Origin of the sequence: Pseudomonas sp. AP19 (genome assembly GCF_001728855.1) — a bacterium.
Classification (GTDB): Bacteria; Pseudomonadota; Gammaproteobacteria; order Pseudomonadales; family Pseudomonadaceae; genus Aquipseudomonas; species Aquipseudomonas fluorescens.
In genome coordinates, this window is record NZ_LXJP01000031.1 from 1 (window position 1) to 15,971 (window position 15,971).

At 51.4% G+C, this 15,971-nt stretch carries 14 protein-coding genes; 4 read left to right on the top strand and 10 right to left on the bottom strand.

From position 1 onward, the window contains the following. The 4 genes from A7D21_RS20525 to A7D21_RS20535 all read left to right on the top strand — a co-directional run. Positions 1-1,348, top strand: a 1,348-nt coding sequence (locus A7D21_RS20525; RefSeq protein WP_069552549.1) for a multicopper oxidase domain-containing protein, incomplete at its 5' end; no start/stop codon positions are given. A 12-nt stretch (positions 1,349-1,360) separates the two neighbouring features. After that, entirely contained in the window at positions 1,361-1,609 is a 249-nt protein-coding gene (locus A7D21_RS35455; protein ID WP_130926104.1) for a hypothetical protein, read from the top strand. Then, complete coding sequence (locus tag A7D21_RS20530) at positions 1,581-2,645, top strand: copper resistance protein B (protein WP_017848904.1); 1,065 nt, start codon at positions 1,581-1,583, stop codon at positions 2,643-2,645. Before A7D21_RS35455 ends, A7D21_RS20530 begins: the two co-directional genes overlap by 29 nt. Before the next feature lie 129 nt (positions 2,646-2,774). Next, positions 2,775-3,242 carry a DUF411 domain-containing protein gene (locus A7D21_RS20535; protein ID WP_010565099.1) on the top strand — a complete coding sequence of 156 codons (468 nt, stop codon included), beginning with the start codon at positions 2,775-2,777 and terminating at the stop codon, positions 3,240-3,242. A 333-nt stretch (positions 3,243-3,575) separates the two neighbouring features. On the opposite strand, the gene A7D21_RS20540 is transcribed toward A7D21_RS20535, so the two are convergent. The 10 genes from A7D21_RS20540 to A7D21_RS20590 all read right to left on the bottom strand — a co-directional run bounded on the left by A7D21_RS20540 (position 3,576) and on the right by A7D21_RS20590 (position 15,775). Further along, positions 3,576-3,758, bottom strand: coding sequence for a DUF1289 domain-containing protein (locus A7D21_RS20540; RefSeq protein WP_069552550.1), 183 nt, complete (start codon positions 3,756-3,758; stop codon positions 3,576-3,578). 36 nt (positions 3,759-3,794) lie between these two features. Further along, positions 3,795-4,766: a CDF family Co(II)/Ni(II) efflux transporter DmeF gene (gene dmeF / locus A7D21_RS20545; protein ID WP_010565097.1), complete on the bottom strand. Its 972-nt coding sequence runs from the start codon at positions 4,764-4,766 to the stop codon at positions 3,795-3,797. An 11-nt stretch (positions 4,767-4,777) separates the two neighbouring features. Further along, a complete protein-coding gene (locus A7D21_RS20550; RefSeq protein WP_010565096.1) occupies positions 4,778-5,053 on the bottom strand; it encodes a metal/formaldehyde-sensitive transcriptional repressor in 276 nt (91 codons plus the stop codon). A 484-nt stretch (positions 5,054-5,537) separates the two neighbouring features. Beyond that, positions 5,538-6,863 (bottom strand): OprD family porin, encoded by a 1,326-nt coding sequence (locus tag A7D21_RS20555; protein WP_010565095.1) that lies wholly within the window; start codon positions 6,861-6,863, stop codon positions 5,538-5,540. A 217-nt stretch (positions 6,864-7,080) separates the two neighbouring features. Continuing rightward, positions 7,081-7,413 carry a DUF2790 domain-containing protein gene (locus A7D21_RS20560; RefSeq protein WP_034101776.1) on the bottom strand — a complete coding sequence of 111 codons (333 nt, stop codon included), beginning with the start codon at positions 7,411-7,413 and terminating at the stop codon, positions 7,081-7,083. 187 nt (positions 7,414-7,600) lie between these two features. Continuing rightward, positions 7,601-9,232 carry a TniQ family protein gene (locus A7D21_RS34525; RefSeq protein WP_236326729.1) on the bottom strand — a complete coding sequence of 544 codons (1,632 nt, stop codon included), beginning with the start codon at positions 9,230-9,232 and terminating at the stop codon, positions 7,601-7,603. 382 nt (positions 9,233-9,614) lie between these two features. Beyond that, entirely contained in the window at positions 9,615-11,282 is a 1,668-nt protein-coding gene (locus A7D21_RS34530; RefSeq protein WP_081610198.1) for a TnsD family Tn7-like transposition protein, read from the bottom strand. A 16-nt stretch (positions 11,283-11,298) separates the two neighbouring features. After that, complete coding sequence (locus A7D21_RS20580) at positions 11,299-12,759, bottom strand: ATP-binding protein (protein WP_017848908.1); 1,461 nt, start codon at positions 12,757-12,759, stop codon at positions 11,299-11,301. Continuing rightward, positions 12,756-14,924, bottom strand: a complete 2,169-nt coding sequence (locus A7D21_RS20585; protein ID WP_010567714.1) for a Mu transposase C-terminal domain-containing protein — start codon at positions 14,922-14,924, stop codon at positions 12,756-12,758. Before A7D21_RS20585 ends, A7D21_RS20580 begins: the two co-directional genes overlap by 4 nt. Further along, complete coding sequence (locus A7D21_RS20590) at positions 14,921-15,775, bottom strand: TnsA endonuclease N-terminal domain-containing protein (RefSeq protein WP_010567715.1); 855 nt, start codon at positions 15,773-15,775, stop codon at positions 14,921-14,923. The genes A7D21_RS20585 and A7D21_RS20590 overlap by 4 nt, the downstream gene beginning before the upstream one ends. Positions 15,776-15,971 lie beyond the last annotated feature (196 nt).

The following is a 15,971-nucleotide window of genomic DNA, read 5'->3' on the forward strand; positions in this document are numbered from 1 at the left end:
TGTTGGTGATTTCATCGACGATGTCAGTAAGCAAGGTTGGTTAGCAACAGTAGCTGACAGGAAGATGTGGGCTGAAATGAACATGAGCCCAACCGACCTTGGAGACGTCAGCGCAGATACTTACACCTATCTCATGAATGGCCAGGCGCCCAACGGTAACTGGACCGGTATTTTCAAGCCGGGTGAGAAGCTACGCCTACGCTTTATCAACGGCTCGGCGATGAGCTATTTCGACGTCCGCATTCCTGGTTTGAAAATGACCGTTGTGGCCGCCGACGGCCAACACGTGAACCCAGTGAGCGTTGACGAATTCCGCATCGCCGTAGCTGAAACGTATGACGTGATCGTAGAGCCTGCCAGTGAAGAGGCTTACACCATCTTCGCCCAGTCTATGGATCGGACGGGTTATGCACGCGGAACCCTCGCACTTCGTGAAGGGCTAGTTGCTCAGGTACCTGCTATAGATCCACGTCCAATCGTCACTATGGATGACATGGGGATGGGCGGTATGGCTGGTATGGACCATGGCAGCATGGCCGGTATGGGCGGCGCCGAGAAGAAGTCAGGTGAAATGTCGGGCATGGCTGGCATGGACCACAGCAAGATGACCGGTATGGACCAAAGCGACATGACCGGGATGACCGGGATGACCGGCATGGACAGCGGTGACATGACTAACATGGCGGGTATGGATCACAGCAAGATGGCGGGCATGGACAAAGGCGACATGTCCAGCATGGCCGGGATGGACCACAGCAAGATGGCTGGAATGGGTAGTGGTGATATGTCAGGGATGGCTGGCATGGGCGGTATGGGTGGAGAAATGCAGACACACCCTGCCTCCGAAACCAACAACCCCCTGGTTGACATGCAAGCCATGAATCCAACGCCAAAACTAAACGATCCTGGAATAGGCTTGCGGAATAATGGTCGTCGAGTGCTCACTTACTCCGACTTGAAAAGCACTTTCCAAGACCCTGACGGCCGCGAGCCAAATCGTACCATCGAGCTTCATTTGACCGGTCACATGGAGAAGTTTTCGTGGTCGTTTAACGGCATAAAATTCTCTGACGCCGAGCCGCTTCGCCTGAAGTACGGTGAGCGTCTGCGCATCACCTTGGTGAACGACACCATGATGACCCACCCCATCCACCTTCACGGCATGTGGAGTGACCTCGAGGATGAGAACGGCAAGTTCATGGTGCGCAAGCACACGATCGATATGCCGCCAGGTACCAAACGCAGCTATCGAGTTACCGCTGATGCCTTAGGCCGTTGGGCCTATCACTGCCACCTGCTTTTCCATATGGAAATGGGCATGTTCCGTGAAGTACGGGTTGATGAGTAAAGGAGACGATCTGTGAGCACATACCTTAATCGTAATTCCCTGGTGGGTTGCCTCTTTGCCGTTGGCCTGCTGGGTGGACTCCCGCCCATGGTGCTGGCACAAGAAAATGGCAGCGATCATTCAACCAATGTTCCTGCTACAGCAACGGACAAGCCAGCAATGACGGCGAACGATTCGAAGCTAGATCACGGGGCAATGGACAATAGCAAGATGAGCCATGAGTCGATGGATCATGACCAAAAAACCAAAAAGGCAGATTGAGATCATGACCAGTAAATTTTTACGCCCAACGTTGATGGCACTTGCAGTCTCTACCAGTCCTGCATTTTTCTTCATGGCCCAAGCTGCTGAGGAGATGGATCCGTCGATGGCGATGCCATCAAGTGCGAACGCGAAGCCTTCAACTGCGCAGAAATCCAAACCAGCCAAAGCAAAAGATGGCGCAATGGATCACTCCAAGATGGACCACGGCTCAATGGGAACTATGGACCATAACAAGATGGGGGCCATGGATCACAGCAAGATGAGCATGGACGACGGGCAAATGGACGGTATGGAAAGCATGGCTGGAGGGGCTACGACCACAAGCCGAACCCCTGTCCCCGTACTTACCGACGCTGACCGTGCAGCCGCCTTTCCAGATGTGGCAGGTCATGGTGTACACGACAAAAAAATCAACTCGTTCATCCTTCTGGATAAGTTTGAGTACCAAGACGCTGACAACGGGAGTGCGTTGGCCTGGGATGCCAAAGGGTGGATCGGCGGTGACGTTGATCGCCTGTGGCTGCGTTCGGAAGGTGAACGTACCAATGGCGTGACGGAAAACGCCGAACTCCAAGCACTCTGGGGGCACGCCATCGGTCCATGGTGGGATGTCGTCACGGGCGTTCGGCAAGACTTCAAACCCGGGTCGCCTCAAACATGGGGAGCGCTCGGTATTCAGGGCATGGCCCTCTATAACTTTGAAGCTGAAGCGACTGCCTATATCGGTGAAAACGGTCAAACCGCTGCTCGATTTGAAGGCGATTACGACATCCTGCTGACAAATCGCCTGATCTTACAGCCGACAGTCGAAGTAAACATGTATGGAAAAAATGATCCCCAGCGCGGCATAGGATCTGGATTGGCCAACACCGAAGTAGGGTTCCGGTTGCGTTACGAGATTGTTCGCCAATTTGCCCCTTATGTCGGGGTTACCTGGAATCGCTCCTACGGCAAGACCGCCGACCTGGCCAGCGATGAAGGGGAAAAGACCAACGAGGCTCGATTTGTAGCCGGTATTCGGATGTGGTTCTGAGTGGTTTGAGCAAAAGCCCTACGATTTTTGAATAACAGGGGGGCGGCTCCCCGACTCAAATATAATACCTTCAACCAAACCTTTGCAGCGGCATTCATCTCGCCGCCGCCAAGGGAAAAGGAAATATCCATGACAGGTAGCTTCCGACTCTCAAGTCGATTTCTGCGTATCGCAACGTTCGCCGCACTGTTCATCGGTTCAACCGCTCAAGCAGCACAGGCGTTGGCCATCGATGTTCACCGAGATGCTAACTGCGGATGCTGTAAGAAGTGGATTCAGCATCTTGAGGCCAATGGCTTCACCGTCATAGATCATGTAGAGACCAACATGAGTGCTGTCAAACAAGATCTGGGGGTCGCTCCACGACTCTCGTCTTGCCACACTGCGATGATCAACGGAAAGTTTGTTGAAGGTCACGTGCCTGCCGAGCAAATAATTGCGATGAGCAAACGTGACGACCTTCTCGGAATCGCCGCCCCTGGTATGCCAGCAGGTTCTCCAGGAATGGAAGTCGACGGAGTGCATGAGGCTTACCAGATCATCGGCCGGAACAAAGCTGGCACAGATCAGGTCATTGCTGAATACCCCGAAAACTAACCCCCCCGATCCATCCCGTTACAGCATGGTCACCGTTCATGGCCATGCAGTGGGACTTGCTCTGTCGACATTATTCTCAAACAATTCGCCAAGGACGATCAGCAACAGTTGTACAGGCGCACTTAAACCACATCGGATAACCCCGCACCGCTGTCCTCAATAACAATTTTAGATGAGTTCAAGTAATTGGTGATGACGCCGTGACACGCAATGCGCAGCAGATTGCTGACCGCGATAGTGATCGGTTTGGAAATGGCGTTGCCCCTCAGCTTGCCCTCCTAAACCAGGACATCTGTCTCGGCTGAAAAAGTTGAAAATGTAAATGACGGTGGTTTAAGAGTTCTTTTTTTGCACGCTTTTCAGGCGCAGGGTCGCCCGTTGTACAGAGGCCATTTTTTCTGGACGCTTCATTCGTTTCCATTTTTTGATGTCTTCCTTGGTGCGACCGCAGCTGACGCACAGTTCGCTGTTCAGCTGGCAAACAGAGATACAGGGATTTTCGATGTCCTTGGCCATTGTTCAATTCCTCGTCGAACTCTACGTGCTACGGGTTCATTGCGAAGCAAGCACGGCGAGCTGATCGGGTGAATCAGCGACCAACTTCGTGCGGTACTCAACTGTCAAATGAGTGATCTCATGAACCGTTGCAAGCCGTTCTCGTATGTTTTCCGCATTCACTGCTGGGCTGCCCAGAACACTCACAATCGCAGCGCGGGCTTGCGGCCCCACCTGCCAGACATGAAGATCAATGATCGAAGCATCTCCCGGTTGCTCAACCAGTTCACGAATCTCTTCAGCGACATGATCATCTGTCTGATCGAGCAATACACCCGCAGTCACCCGCATCAACGACCAAGCCCAGCGCGCAATGACAACTGCACCCACAATCCCCATTGCAGGATCGAGCCATACCCAGCCAAGGTATCGACCAGCAAGCAGTGCTGCGATGGCCAGAACCGAAGTCAGTGCATCTGCAATGACGTGAACGTAAGCAGAGCGCAAATTATTGTCGTGACCATGCGCATGGTGAGATTCATCGTGGCCGTGGTCATGCCCATGGTGATGATCATGACCACCAGACAGCAAAAGCGCGCTCACCACATTCACTGCTAATCCTACAATTGCGATAAAAGTCGCTGTTCCGAATTGCACTTGAGTCGGTTGAAAGAGACGAAATAGCGACTCTCCGGCAATTCCCAAGGAGACCAGTCCCAAAATCAGAGCAGAGGCGAAGCCACCCAGGTCTCCCACCTTGCCAGTTCCAAAACTGTAGCGCGCACTTGAGGCATGTCTTTTTGCGTAACCGTAAGCAGCTGCGGCTATGCCAAGTGCTCCGGCGTGCGTTGCCATGTGAAAACCATCTGCCAGCAATGCCATTGAGCCAGTGAGATAACCGGCAGTGATTTCAGCAACCATCATTACGACGGTCAGAGCCACTACCCACAAGGTTCGCTTTGCGTTTTCTTCATGTGATTTCCCAAGGAACATATGGTCGTGGGAAAAGTCGATGTACGCATTACTCATTTGGGTAAATCCTATTTGGAATAGCGGCGAATGGCTTCGAGAAGCTCATCGACGCCTTTCGCTCTTTCTTCGTTGCTGAGTGTGGGATTCGCGACGTGTTCACGAGCGTGATCTTCGATGATTTCATCCATCAGCCCATTAATAGCGCCACGGGTCGAAGCGACCAAAAGCAAGGTTTTGGAGCAGTCATCATCAGAGTCGAGTGCTCGCTCAATCGCCTGGATCTGCCCAGCGATGCGCTTCACGCGTTTAAGAAGATTGTCTTTGCTTGATCTCAAATGACCCATACCATACCCCCCCTGCCTATATTGAGTGCATCATCACATGCTCCAACGAACCATACAAGCGTGCCGTGGAAGCCTTCCGACCGGCAGCGTTGCTGCAATAAAATCTGCAATCGAAACAATATCGTTTTGCTGGGCAAAACCAATAAAGTCGAGGAGCAGATACGCCCCTCAGTCACGCTTAGATGGCGGGTCTCTGTAGGATTATCTGAATGCCCTAGCCTTGGATCGCGCAGAACCCCGTACAACTCAGGGATAGGCTATGAGGCCTCTCAAGCAAGACGTCATCTTCCGCAAAAGCGACTCAGTACAGTAGTTGGCCCCATAGTGCGAACACTGGAACGACGGCTAAGACAAATAAACTGTAACGACAGTCCACAAAAAAAGGCGCCACTAGGGCGCCTAAGCCGTCTCCAAAACCAAAGGAGAAACAAAGAGACGGGGTGTATCTGTTAATCGGACACCTGATGCCGAGGGCTAGCGCCCGTTAAAGGAGTTGCAGTGGATATTCGACAATCAGTCGGACCTCGTCCAAATCAGATTCGAAATCGGTGGCTCGTGTCGTTGCCTGGCGAACACGCAAAGACATATCCTTCAGAGAACCTGACTGGATGACGTACTTAGCCTCAATGTCTCGCTCCCAACGCTTTTGGTCCTGTAATGGGGCACCATCCGCTCCGCGACGCATGTACACGCTGTTCGCGTTGGAATAGTCCGCGTCCCAACCCTTCGCGTAACGAGTCATGAAGCTAAGACCGGGGATGCCGAAAGCCTGCATATCTAGATCATAGCGTAGCTGCAAAGATTGCTCTTTCGGGGAGTTGAAGTCGCTGTACTGAATAGAGTTATCCAAGAAAATCGAATCTGATTGACGTAGGTAGTCAAAGTCGTCGTTGCCATTGTTACGCTGATACCCGACGGTCACCGTATGAGCTCCGAATTTGACCCCGGTCTTGCCGCTCCAGATGTTGTTATCGAAGCTCCCCAGAAGTTTTTTTCCCTCATCAACGGCTCGGTAATAATTAAAGCCACCGATCAGCGATACGCTGTCTGAGAGTGGATAGCTCAATGTGGTGCCCGCGTAATACTGGTTCCAAACATCCTTGAATTGGCTGGTGTAAAGACTTACACCTACGTGCTCATTGACGGTGTAATCGCCCCCTAGATAAGCAATCCACGGAGCATCAACCGCCCCGGCGTAGAAAGTCGAAAAGCCATCACGCATGCCACTGGAGTTGGGTTGGCTCATCGCATGCAGCCGACCACCCTGAAGGGTCAGGTCTTTGATGCTGGTGTTGGTAAACGTTGCACCACGGAAACTTTCCGGGAGGAGTCGGGAATCCCCATACGCCACGACAGGAGTCGACGGAAAGACATCCCCTACCTTGACGACTGTATCCAGGAAACGGACCTTTGCGGCGCCGCCTACTTTTGAATAGGAGTCTTCAGGTTGGCCTTTACTGTTGTGCGGCAAGACATCGACTGAACTTCGAGCTCCCGAGCGACCATCGCCTGAGTCAAGCTTGAGGCCTTCCATTGCAAACGCATCGATGCCGAACCCGACGGCGCCTTGTGTAAAACCAGACTCAAAACGACCGATAATGCCATGAGCCCACTCTGCTGAGTAGCCATTGCCCGTAGGACTTGACTGGCCTTTTCGATAATCTCGATTGAAATAAAGATTTCGATTGAGAATACTAAAGGTGCTCCCCTCAATGAACCCTTCAGGCTTTTGTTCAACGCCCACTGCAACTTGCCCCATGCTCATGCCAAGGGCAATGAGAGAAAGACTGTAAAAGCTTTTATTGTTCATTTAACACTCCAGGCTTTAGCTTGGCAGAGTTTCTTTGTGAAATATTTTTATCATTATAAAAGCCACCGGCACGTGAGGGTTTCCTCTACGCGCCGGCAGACATAATTTCATACAATAGATAACTCCAGCGTGACCTGAAAATTACTTCTATGTCAGCGAACAGTAAGCATGCCTAAAAATATATCGAGTAGTCTGGTGCAGACATCGCTTATCTCTACTAGCTTCCGTGCGGGCAGTTTGTGCCCATGACCATGTACTCCAAGGTGTTGATCTTGCCCGCCGAATCTTCATAAGTCATGCGCGAAGGGGCTACGCCGCAGGTTTTATTGGCCTGAGTGGTACTGATTACCTTCTGGACATCAAGGTTCATTCCATATTCATAATGAACAACTTCAGGTATCGCCTTTCCGTTTTCTAAGGCGTACTGCTCCATTGCCTGTTGGTTCTCTTGCATCATCCGACCATACACACGGTCACCGCCTCCTTCAGCCATGGCTAATGAAGATAAGGTCAAAATCGAAGCGGCGCAAAACGCTTTCATTGCTGTCATTGCTTTCATGATTTTCTCCTAAAGCTCAATTTTCTGAGTTAAAGAGTAACAAGTGAAAGCTTTCAGAAAGCTGCCGCGAAGGTTACTAATGTGAAAGGTGGACCCTACTCCGCGTTTACGCTTTCAAGCCAGATGGCATTTTTGTTATCACCAAAGGTTGGCAGAAGCTAACGGAACACAGATGCCCTCAAAAGCTTATTGAAACCGGTGGTCCCTCCCAATTCCTTGATACGCCGGTAGATCTGAGCAAGGCCTCTGCGTCGACCCCTGTTCTGGCCAGGCTTTCCAGATCCCACTCGAAGAAACTGGAAAAAACCAGGAAAACCTTGCTTGATACCGCTGAGGTCAATCTTACCGTCGAGTAATTCACGGGGAGCTTCATCCTGATGAGTTCAGAGACAGTCCACACCAAAGTTCTTAGACGGAAATGCCATACTGACTCCTGATGAATCTTGATCTGTTGATAAGTAAGGGGGAACCTCTGCTTGCGTAGATCCAGCTCATGAGGTAACGAACCTGGGAGTAGCGATTGCAAATTCCGAATGTTCACTCTCTTCGGATCTTTCGTAACTTTATACAGCTCATCTACGCCCGCTTCGATAAGGGCTGCATAGGCGCCGTCTCTTGAGTCGACGGACTTTTCGACCGTAACTGTAGGTTTTTTAGGTGCATGGAGTTTTGCCATTAACCATGCGTTATCATTTTCTAGAATCCATTGCGTAGGTTTGTACGCCTTCTTCCAGAGGTACTCGACATCGGCGTCGGTACGCAGCGCTAAAAGCAACTCAATTTTTTGGCGATATCTAGTTTTTTGGTTAGGAAGCGATTGTTCGCCTTTGGGAACTCGCGTAGAAACAGAGGCACTCAGCAGGATAGACTCATTCTTCAGAGCCTCTTCAAAGTTATCTGCACTGGAAAACAAATGAAGAGCAATGATCAAATGCCGCGCGAGCGGCATATTTAGCTGACCTTTATCTGATTTGAGCCGGATCCATTGCTCATGCTTTCCGTTGTTGTAGGCTGGATCAATCTGCGCCAAAAGTTCATCGCCGTAAGCGCTTTGGATGCTGTCGAATAGTTTCGCAATGCCCGCATTTTTTCCGAAAATGAATCCGCGCTTCTTGCACTGGCGGACGTAGCACGAACTCAATACCGTGCTGCCTATCGGAGGAATATTGCGTTGCAAGATATCGTGTGCGAACAGAGCGACTTTCTGTTCCATCTTTGAACCCTTGTGTATTGCTGCGCTGTTTAACGGGCTCCAGCCGCATGCGCATGGCTCAGTCAGATTGGGAAGCAGTTTCAATTTACGGTAGAACGGGCGAGAGCATTCGGGGCAGGCATGGATCAATGCGTCGCCATGACGCCAACAGACGGCAACACCGGGTATCTGGTGAGATCGATGCCAGTAGGCAGAACCCCGCTCAATCAAATCTTCCTGAACGCAGGTAGGACAAAGCTTAGCCTTGCCATGGGTGGACTCTTCTCTGCGGGGCACCCGTACCACCCCGTCATAACCCAGCGGTCCTTCGTTGTTCTCCGGCCCCTGCTTAACCCCAAGAAACGGCCGGTAAGCAGGAAAAGTAGTATTGCTACTGATCAGCTCTGCGAGATTGCTCTCCGATTGCCCCGGCAGCCTGTGCGCGAGCCTCTCGATCTGCTTGGGTACGATGCCACCAATGCAAAAGGGTTTCGATGCGAACAAATCGCGGTAGGTTTCTGCCGCGGTTCTATTGCCTGACAGATAGTGATAGCGGGTGACACGAGAGTGCAGCATTTCATCCGGCATCGACACGGGAAAAAATAATAGATCAGACATCATTTACCAATTAAAGGTAGGGGTCGAAGAGAACGTGCATCCGGGGGCAGTATATATGCAACCCGTAAAATTCTGTATCCGGTCTGGATTTGGAAATTACACAGCCGCTCAACTTTGAATCGTAGTAAATTCATCTAAACCCCGCCGCGCCCGTACTGCTTGAAATACAGAACACGTATCGATAACCCGTGTAGGTCAGCCAATGGCGATTGCAAAACTATTTCGGGTGATCGCGGGTTAATACGTTTTAGATGATGATTGTAATCATCCAGCGTATGCCGGCGCTATTCTGGTGGGTGTAAATTTTCATTAACAGAAAAACAATGTGTTCACGGTGAATTGATTTAGAACTTTTTTTAGATGGAGGGAATGCCCGGCTGGATTACAGCGGGGGCCGAATGCTCGCGACCCTGTAGAGCGAAGAACGTGATATAGGCTTGCCCTCCGAGAACAATTGGCGTCTAGCCCATCGCAGACGCCTATCGTGAAAGCCTTCGATTGGTTCACATACTTTTTCGAGCATTGCTGCACAGAGAGGAAGCTTGCAGAGCTGCTTTTCGAAGCGAGAAAGAACATGAAGCTCCCGACCAATCCTGGTACGCGAAATGCGGACAGGCTTACCCGCGAGAGCATAAAGCGTGTCGGCACACTGACGGACTTCGCCGGCCAGTCTCGCATCGAGGGCAGCGAACATTTCGGTGCTATTTAGACGAGGCGTACGATGTGGGCTTGGGTTTGCAGTTGACTCCGAAAGCCACTGTCTATCGTGACGATACAGCCATGCATACCCCCTGCATGCATGTGCTTTGTAACATCGATAATCAGCCTCGAAAGCCGCGCGTCTTGCGCATAGCTCAATGTGAAATCGTGCCTCCCTCCAAGCATCTTGCCCACCGGGTACATTTCGGATGTGACGATAGACATACGCTGATGAAACGCCTAGAACGGCAGCGATCTTTTTGGCATCAGCTCCTTCAAGAGCATGTTTCCACACAGCGGCTGACGAACAGTCCAGGCCTTTACTAGGCATCACCGGAGAAAGGCGCGCGAGAAGCCGAATGTGAGCTTTCGGATCACATGCCACCGCCTGTTTCACTGGGCATTGACCATGCAGCAAGCTCACCATTTCAATGCCCAGAGCACCGGCCAATAAAATGTATTTGAGCGGATGGTGGGAGGTTATAGGCGTACGAAGCAGCTTCGTGACCCATGAGGCGGGTGTACCTGCACGAACATCTCCGAGTATAGAAAATTCCCATTCACGCGGGAGTGCGGCAAAAAAATCGGCCATGTGCTGCGCCAGCATGTGCAGGTGCAAGCGATGGTTATCAGAGGCAAGGTTGAGCTGCGTCGCCCTTTGTAAAAGCGTGTAGCGCACCGCCTCCGCCGACAAAGCATTGACTTCAGACTCTATGACCTGAAGCGAACGCAACGCTATTTCGTGAAGCGGCGGCATACACCGCAACGGGGTGTCGAGAAGTACCGTGTGTGCTTGCACATTCTCATCACTCGGCAGATTAAGTTGTCGAGAGCTGCGGCTGGACCAGCGAGGATCAAGAATCCTGAGTGACGTGCCGTGATGCGGACATACCAGCACGCCTGGAAGCATGTGTACCCTGTGCCAGTAAGCAACTCCCCGTTGAGCCTGATCTTGGGCGATACATTCTGGGCATAACCGCACTCGGGAGGCGAATCCAATACGGCTCGCGTTGACGCCCAGCTTTAACATCAAACCTTTCCCATCAGCGGTCATCAGCGTCCGAGCGTGTTCAACCTGGCTCATCCTCAAAAACGGCGCATAGTAGGGTAATAATGTGTGGCGCATGAGGACCTCGGCTACCGATAGCTCGGTACCGCTGGGTAGTGCATCGACAAAATCCCCTAAGTGACTCGGGAATGCCACATTTTGCGAAAATGCTGCCGCCGATTTCAGTCCGGCAAATGCTGCTTGGCAATTACGAACACCACAAAGACGGGCATAGCGAGAAATCACGCTGTGCAGCGTCTCGTCGGGAAACGCGGCAGGGAAGAAATGGAGTTTAAGGTGCACTTCACCACCCTCCGACTCACGCTTTGTGATACATCGGTGAGAACTCAAAAAGGTCCTCGTTGAGCCAGCCCGAAGCGCGCAGAGCTTCGAGAGGAGCGTCATGTTCGCTGAGCGCTTTAGCCTCTGAGTTTTCCACAGCAGTAGCAATCGGCGATGGGTGGTCTTTCGCAAGAATGCTTGGAGATGGGTCTGCCGGCTTCTCACGGGATACAACGCTTCGAAGCAAGGCAAGGCGATCCTCTCGTGCCAAACCATCGAAGACCATCATTTCGCTCAGCTGATCCTCGATCGGCAGCAAATCGTCGAACTGTCGCATCCGCTTCGGATCTCGGCTACGCAGAGCTGAAAGGGCTGGCTTTAGAATCTGCATTTTTGAGTTGCTTACCTTCACCAGGATCTCAGCAGTCAAACACTCCGAGCCACTCTGGACCGCATAACGCTGACTCAATACCAGCAGCTTGACCAAGAAATCTGTGACGCCTTGAGTGTGCTCATACAGCGTGTCAAAAATCTCGTCGGTCAGCTCAGCAATCTGCTTGCACCACTGATAGCTCCAGAGATTTTCGACCAACAACCGCCACTCCTCATCATCCTTTTCGAATCGTTTGAATTCGAGCGTGCCGGCACCACAGACTCGGCGGGCAGTCCGCATGGCTTCTGAGAACAGGCTAATCGTCGAATTCGTGCCACTGAAAACGACCGGGATCCCAATGTTATTTACCAAATGCAGAAAAAAATTCAGCATGCTCTCCTTACCACCGGTTTTCGCCAGGTGGAGGTTTTGCAGCTCGTCGATCAATAAGGCGCCGATGAAAAACGTGCTGGCCACCTGCTCCATTTGTTGCAGCGCATCATTGATGTTTCGATGCCTGTAGCGCTTGTGGTAGTCCTTGTCTCCCAGAGCGTCACCCACCGCATAAAAAAACTGCTGACAAAATCCAGCCAGCGATCCATCCCGAGGGCAGTCAAGCTTCAGCCATGTGATTTGGGTATGAACAAACTGCTTTCCTTCATAGCGCTCATGACGGATTGTCTGTGGATAAAGGCTCAAAATGGCGTGGAGTGCCGTTGACTTGCCAATGCCGCTCAGGCCAACGACGGTAAACGTTTCTGCAGTGGACTTGAACGCATCGTGGTAACGCTGAGCCCCAGATAAAGAATGCAAATGCCGGACGGTAGCGGGCGACATCGGGTTACGCCCAACATACCCTCGACGAATGAGCAGTGAGAACAGGGCCTCCAGTTCCAGATGTAGCAAAAACGGCTGTACCACGGTTCTTAGCCGGTCGATACAGTGAATTCGAGTGGCTCCTTCGAGCGTCAGCTCTTTCGGATCCACCGGCTGAGGAAAATTCGAGATCAGCTCAACAGCCGCCGCCTCAGACAATATCGGAGGCAAAGCTTCGATAAGCGGGTTACCCGCATACTCACTAATGTCCTGTCTGACGTAATTGGCAAACGTCTGTGCACCTTTCATTTTGCCTGTCCTGGCCGAATTCTTTTGAGCAAATCGATAACCTGCGCAGTGCGCTCGCCGGCATATGAATCATGCGCTTTCGGTGTCAATTCAGATTGAAGTGAAGCTGGCTCCGCCCTAACGCCTTCAGGAACAACAGCATTTTCACGCTCACGGAGACGTTCTTCTGCGCGGTTCTCGCGGATGTTTCCAGTGGCCTCTGCCTTGGTGGGCGGAGCAGGTTCCAGTTTTCGTTCTGCGAGTGCATGACTGATGATCTGGTGGACCTGATCGCTAAGCTGCACACGGCTTTCCAGCTCGGCTCGCCGGCGAGTAGGCGGTTTTTGGCGATAGGCTTCGAGCAGATCAAAAATCTCGTCCGAGCGGTAATTCGCGTAACCGGCATCCGATCGTCGAAGATCACAACGGATAAACTGCTTGGCCTCTCCCTGAATCCAAATGTGTGCCGCAGAGTTCGGATCGAACCAACACTCTATTGACCAAACGCCCCCTTTGCGAGCCTTGGCAAACCAATCTTTCTCTATGGCCATATCACACACGTAGTGCATGCCGCGAAACATCACCCCGCCCTTTTGAACGGTCGCGCGCTCGCGAGGCAAGAGATGGAGGTAAACCAGCTCGTCAGGACGTTTGTTGGATTCGATCAGGTCGTTGTCGCAGGCCCAATTCCATATCCCGTTGGGTGTAGGTTCAACGCCGTCATTCATCATCGCCTGAGTCAGTCGTTCAGGCTGTCGATGGTGCCCGTTATAGTGGAGTACGCACTTGATGAGGATTTGGGTGAACTCTTTGAGATTCAGCGTGGCATCGAGCCGGTAGTCTCGCTCGCCTCGCTCTTTGTCTCGCGCTGCTACCCCGCCAGGTAGCCATCTGATACCCGTCAAATCATTCAAAATGCCAAACCGACTTTCCACCATAGGCTTCCAATCCGGCCGATAAGGCGGAGCAGTGCCCATCTCAATTCCCAATCCTGACGATAGCCCCTCTGCTGCGAGTGACAGCATCTCTCCTCGGTCGGCGTAAATCTGGTGGGGCAGGTGGTGACAATTCCAATCATCTGCATTGATTTCGACGCCGTTCTGAGCGCAGAACTCGACTTTGGAGGTAAATGCGTTGAACAGCGCTTGCCTGGCCCCATTCCAACTAGGGCCCTCCAATCCTACATAGAGACCAGCAATCATTCCGGAGAAGCTATCCACAACGATATAAACTACGGGCCGGCCAATGAGCATCCGCCTGGAGTAGCTGTTGACCAAATAAATATCGGCAATAGTCGCGTCGATCTCGAACTGATGACAGGGTCCACGCAGCCAATCGCGAACGGTACCTGAAAGCGGACGGCAGTCTTTTAACCATCTCCTCAATCCTTTACGGCCACGCTCGGTTTCAATCTCGTCGAAAAAAATCTGTCCCCAATATTGGAACTGCCTCAAGCTGGGGAGTTCTGAACCAGGCAACAAACGAAGCTCTTCTTCACTGTTTTTAGAGATGTCTCGAACTGAGTAGAATCGTCTCAACATTTCGTCATATGCGCTCGAAATAGAAGATTTCTTATCTCTTACATATAGAGCATACCCAACACGGATGCATCGTTTATCAACCGCACTAAGCATCTTGGAAGGCGAAGTAAGAACGCCTTGAAATTTAGGCTTTCGCCCTGGTGGCCTACTTGGATCATATTTTCTATCCGCAACACCTACCGCCGTATAATTACTAAGCAATGAGTTGCGAACTTGACCATAAAACCAATATCGGTAAAGAAGCCGATAGATCGTTTTCCGCTGGATTCCGAGCTCTGACGCCCGTCTGCTAACAAGCCGGCCTAACTCACCTCGTACAAATATTTGTCCCGGGTATTCAGGATCTAATAGAGGGGCGATAACGGCCCACTTTTCGTCCCGGCCTTGCTTGGCTCTCTCATCCAACTGTTCCTCAAGCACAAGCATAAACTCGGGCGTGGTGATGGCTGCTGGTTTGGTGTGACCAGATGCTATCGAGCGACGCAGCTCCTCCAGACCAACCGCGTACGGCTGCCGGGGTGGGTCAGCTAGATCTATCACAACTGCTAAGTCACGCGTTTCATCCTGGTAAAGGAGCCTGGCTATCGTAGAGATGACCGACAGATCGGTTACAGGCTCGAAAACGTCATTAACGAGAACAGTCATGACATTTTCTCCTTCAACGATACTTGGACAGGGCTCGCGGAAACTTCGAAGTCAGGAACTAGACCAGTAAGATGGAGAGGAGTGTTAACCAAATCTATTTTCAGTATCTTGGTCCAAACCAGATGAAAGAAAATTGCTTGAGCGTCTATATAGGAAATTGACAGAAGGGATGCTATTTTTCTTAGACAGGTGGCCAAGGTCCACGAATATTCCCGGCTGTTCACTAGGCACTCAATAAAATTCGAATGCAACGGCAGTTTCATTAAATCACGAGAGAGCTTCGAGTATCTCCTGATTAGTCCAATATTTTTTATCAAATCTCGTGTAAAAAACTCGTCTGTTACGATTTTCCAATCAACACCTTGGCTTTCCCAAAAGCGCTTTTCAATCTCAAGTTTCTCAAGCGTTCTTTTACTTCTGTTGCCAATTAAATCGGAACGATACTTCACCGTCCTAGCTACCGATTTGAAGTTTCCGCTCGGATCTTTAACAGTTAACAGGAAGTCTGTTGTCATCACATAAGGCAGTGTTGTTCTAGGGTATCTTGGATAGCGTACAGCTATCGCCGACGCTATCGCTTGCGCACGCTCTGTGGGTAGTAAAGGGTATTGCTCTCGGATATCCACGACGTCTTCAGAAAATTCACACACAAGGAAGTACGAACGCTCGAGATCTGACAGTAGGTGATGAATTCTCTCGATCTTCACACCTTGAATCTTGTGCGAACGACCTATCGACGGGACATCTTGTACCCGCAGCCAAGGCACGTAGCTTGCCCCGGCGCCTTCGCCAAATCCATTTGCAATGTGCCGTTCAATGTCCTGCTGTGATGCAAACTTACGACCTCGCAACCCACGCCTCCTCAGTCGATGCGGACCGCTTCACCTCGCGTCGAGAAAAAGTCGTAGAAGGACACGACTGCCAAAGCGGCCGTATTCAAAACATTTTCCAGACTACACCCGCTGAAAGTTGAAGCGATGAATCCAGACCAAAGGGAAAGCCTGGAAAGGAAAACCCCTGTAGATACGGGGGGTTGAGCCTTGTGTC

Bases quoted from the DNA above. Each gene is read 5' to 3' on its own strand.
- A7D21_RS20560 (WP_034101776.1), bottom strand. From the start codon at position 7,413: ATGACAGCAATGAAAGCGTTTTGCGCCGCTTCGATTTTGACCTTATCT.
- A7D21_RS34525 (WP_236326729.1), bottom strand. From the start codon at position 9,232: ATGTCTGATCTATTATTTTTTCCCGTGTCGATGCCGGATGAAATGCTG.
- A7D21_RS20580 (WP_017848908.1), bottom strand. From the start codon at position 12,759: ATGAAAGGTGCACAGACGTTTGCCAATTACGTCAGACAGGACATTAGT.
- A7D21_RS20540 (WP_069552550.1), bottom strand. From the start codon at position 3,758: ATGGCCAAGGACATCGAAAATCCCTGTATCTCTGTTTGCCAGCTGAAC.
- A7D21_RS20530 (WP_017848904.1), top strand. From the start codon at position 1,581: ATGACCAAAAAACCAAAAAGGCAGATTGAGATCATGACCAGTAAATTT.
- A7D21_RS20555 (WP_010565095.1), bottom strand. From the start codon at position 6,863: ATGAACAATAAAAGCTTTTACAGTCTTTCTCTCATTGCCCTTGGCATG.
- A7D21_RS20535 (WP_010565099.1), top strand. From the start codon at position 2,775: ATGACAGGTAGCTTCCGACTCTCAAGTCGATTTCTGCGTATCGCAACG.
- A7D21_RS20550 (WP_010565096.1), bottom strand. From the start codon at position 5,053: ATGGGTCATTTGAGATCAAGCAAAGACAATCTTCTTAAACGCGTGAAG.
- dmeF (WP_010565097.1), bottom strand. From the start codon at position 4,766: ATGAGTAATGCGTACATCGACTTTTCCCACGACCATATGTTCCTTGGG.
- A7D21_RS20585 (WP_010567714.1), bottom strand. From the start codon at position 14,924: ATGACTGTTCTCGTTAATGACGTTTTCGAGCCTGTAACCGATCTGTCG.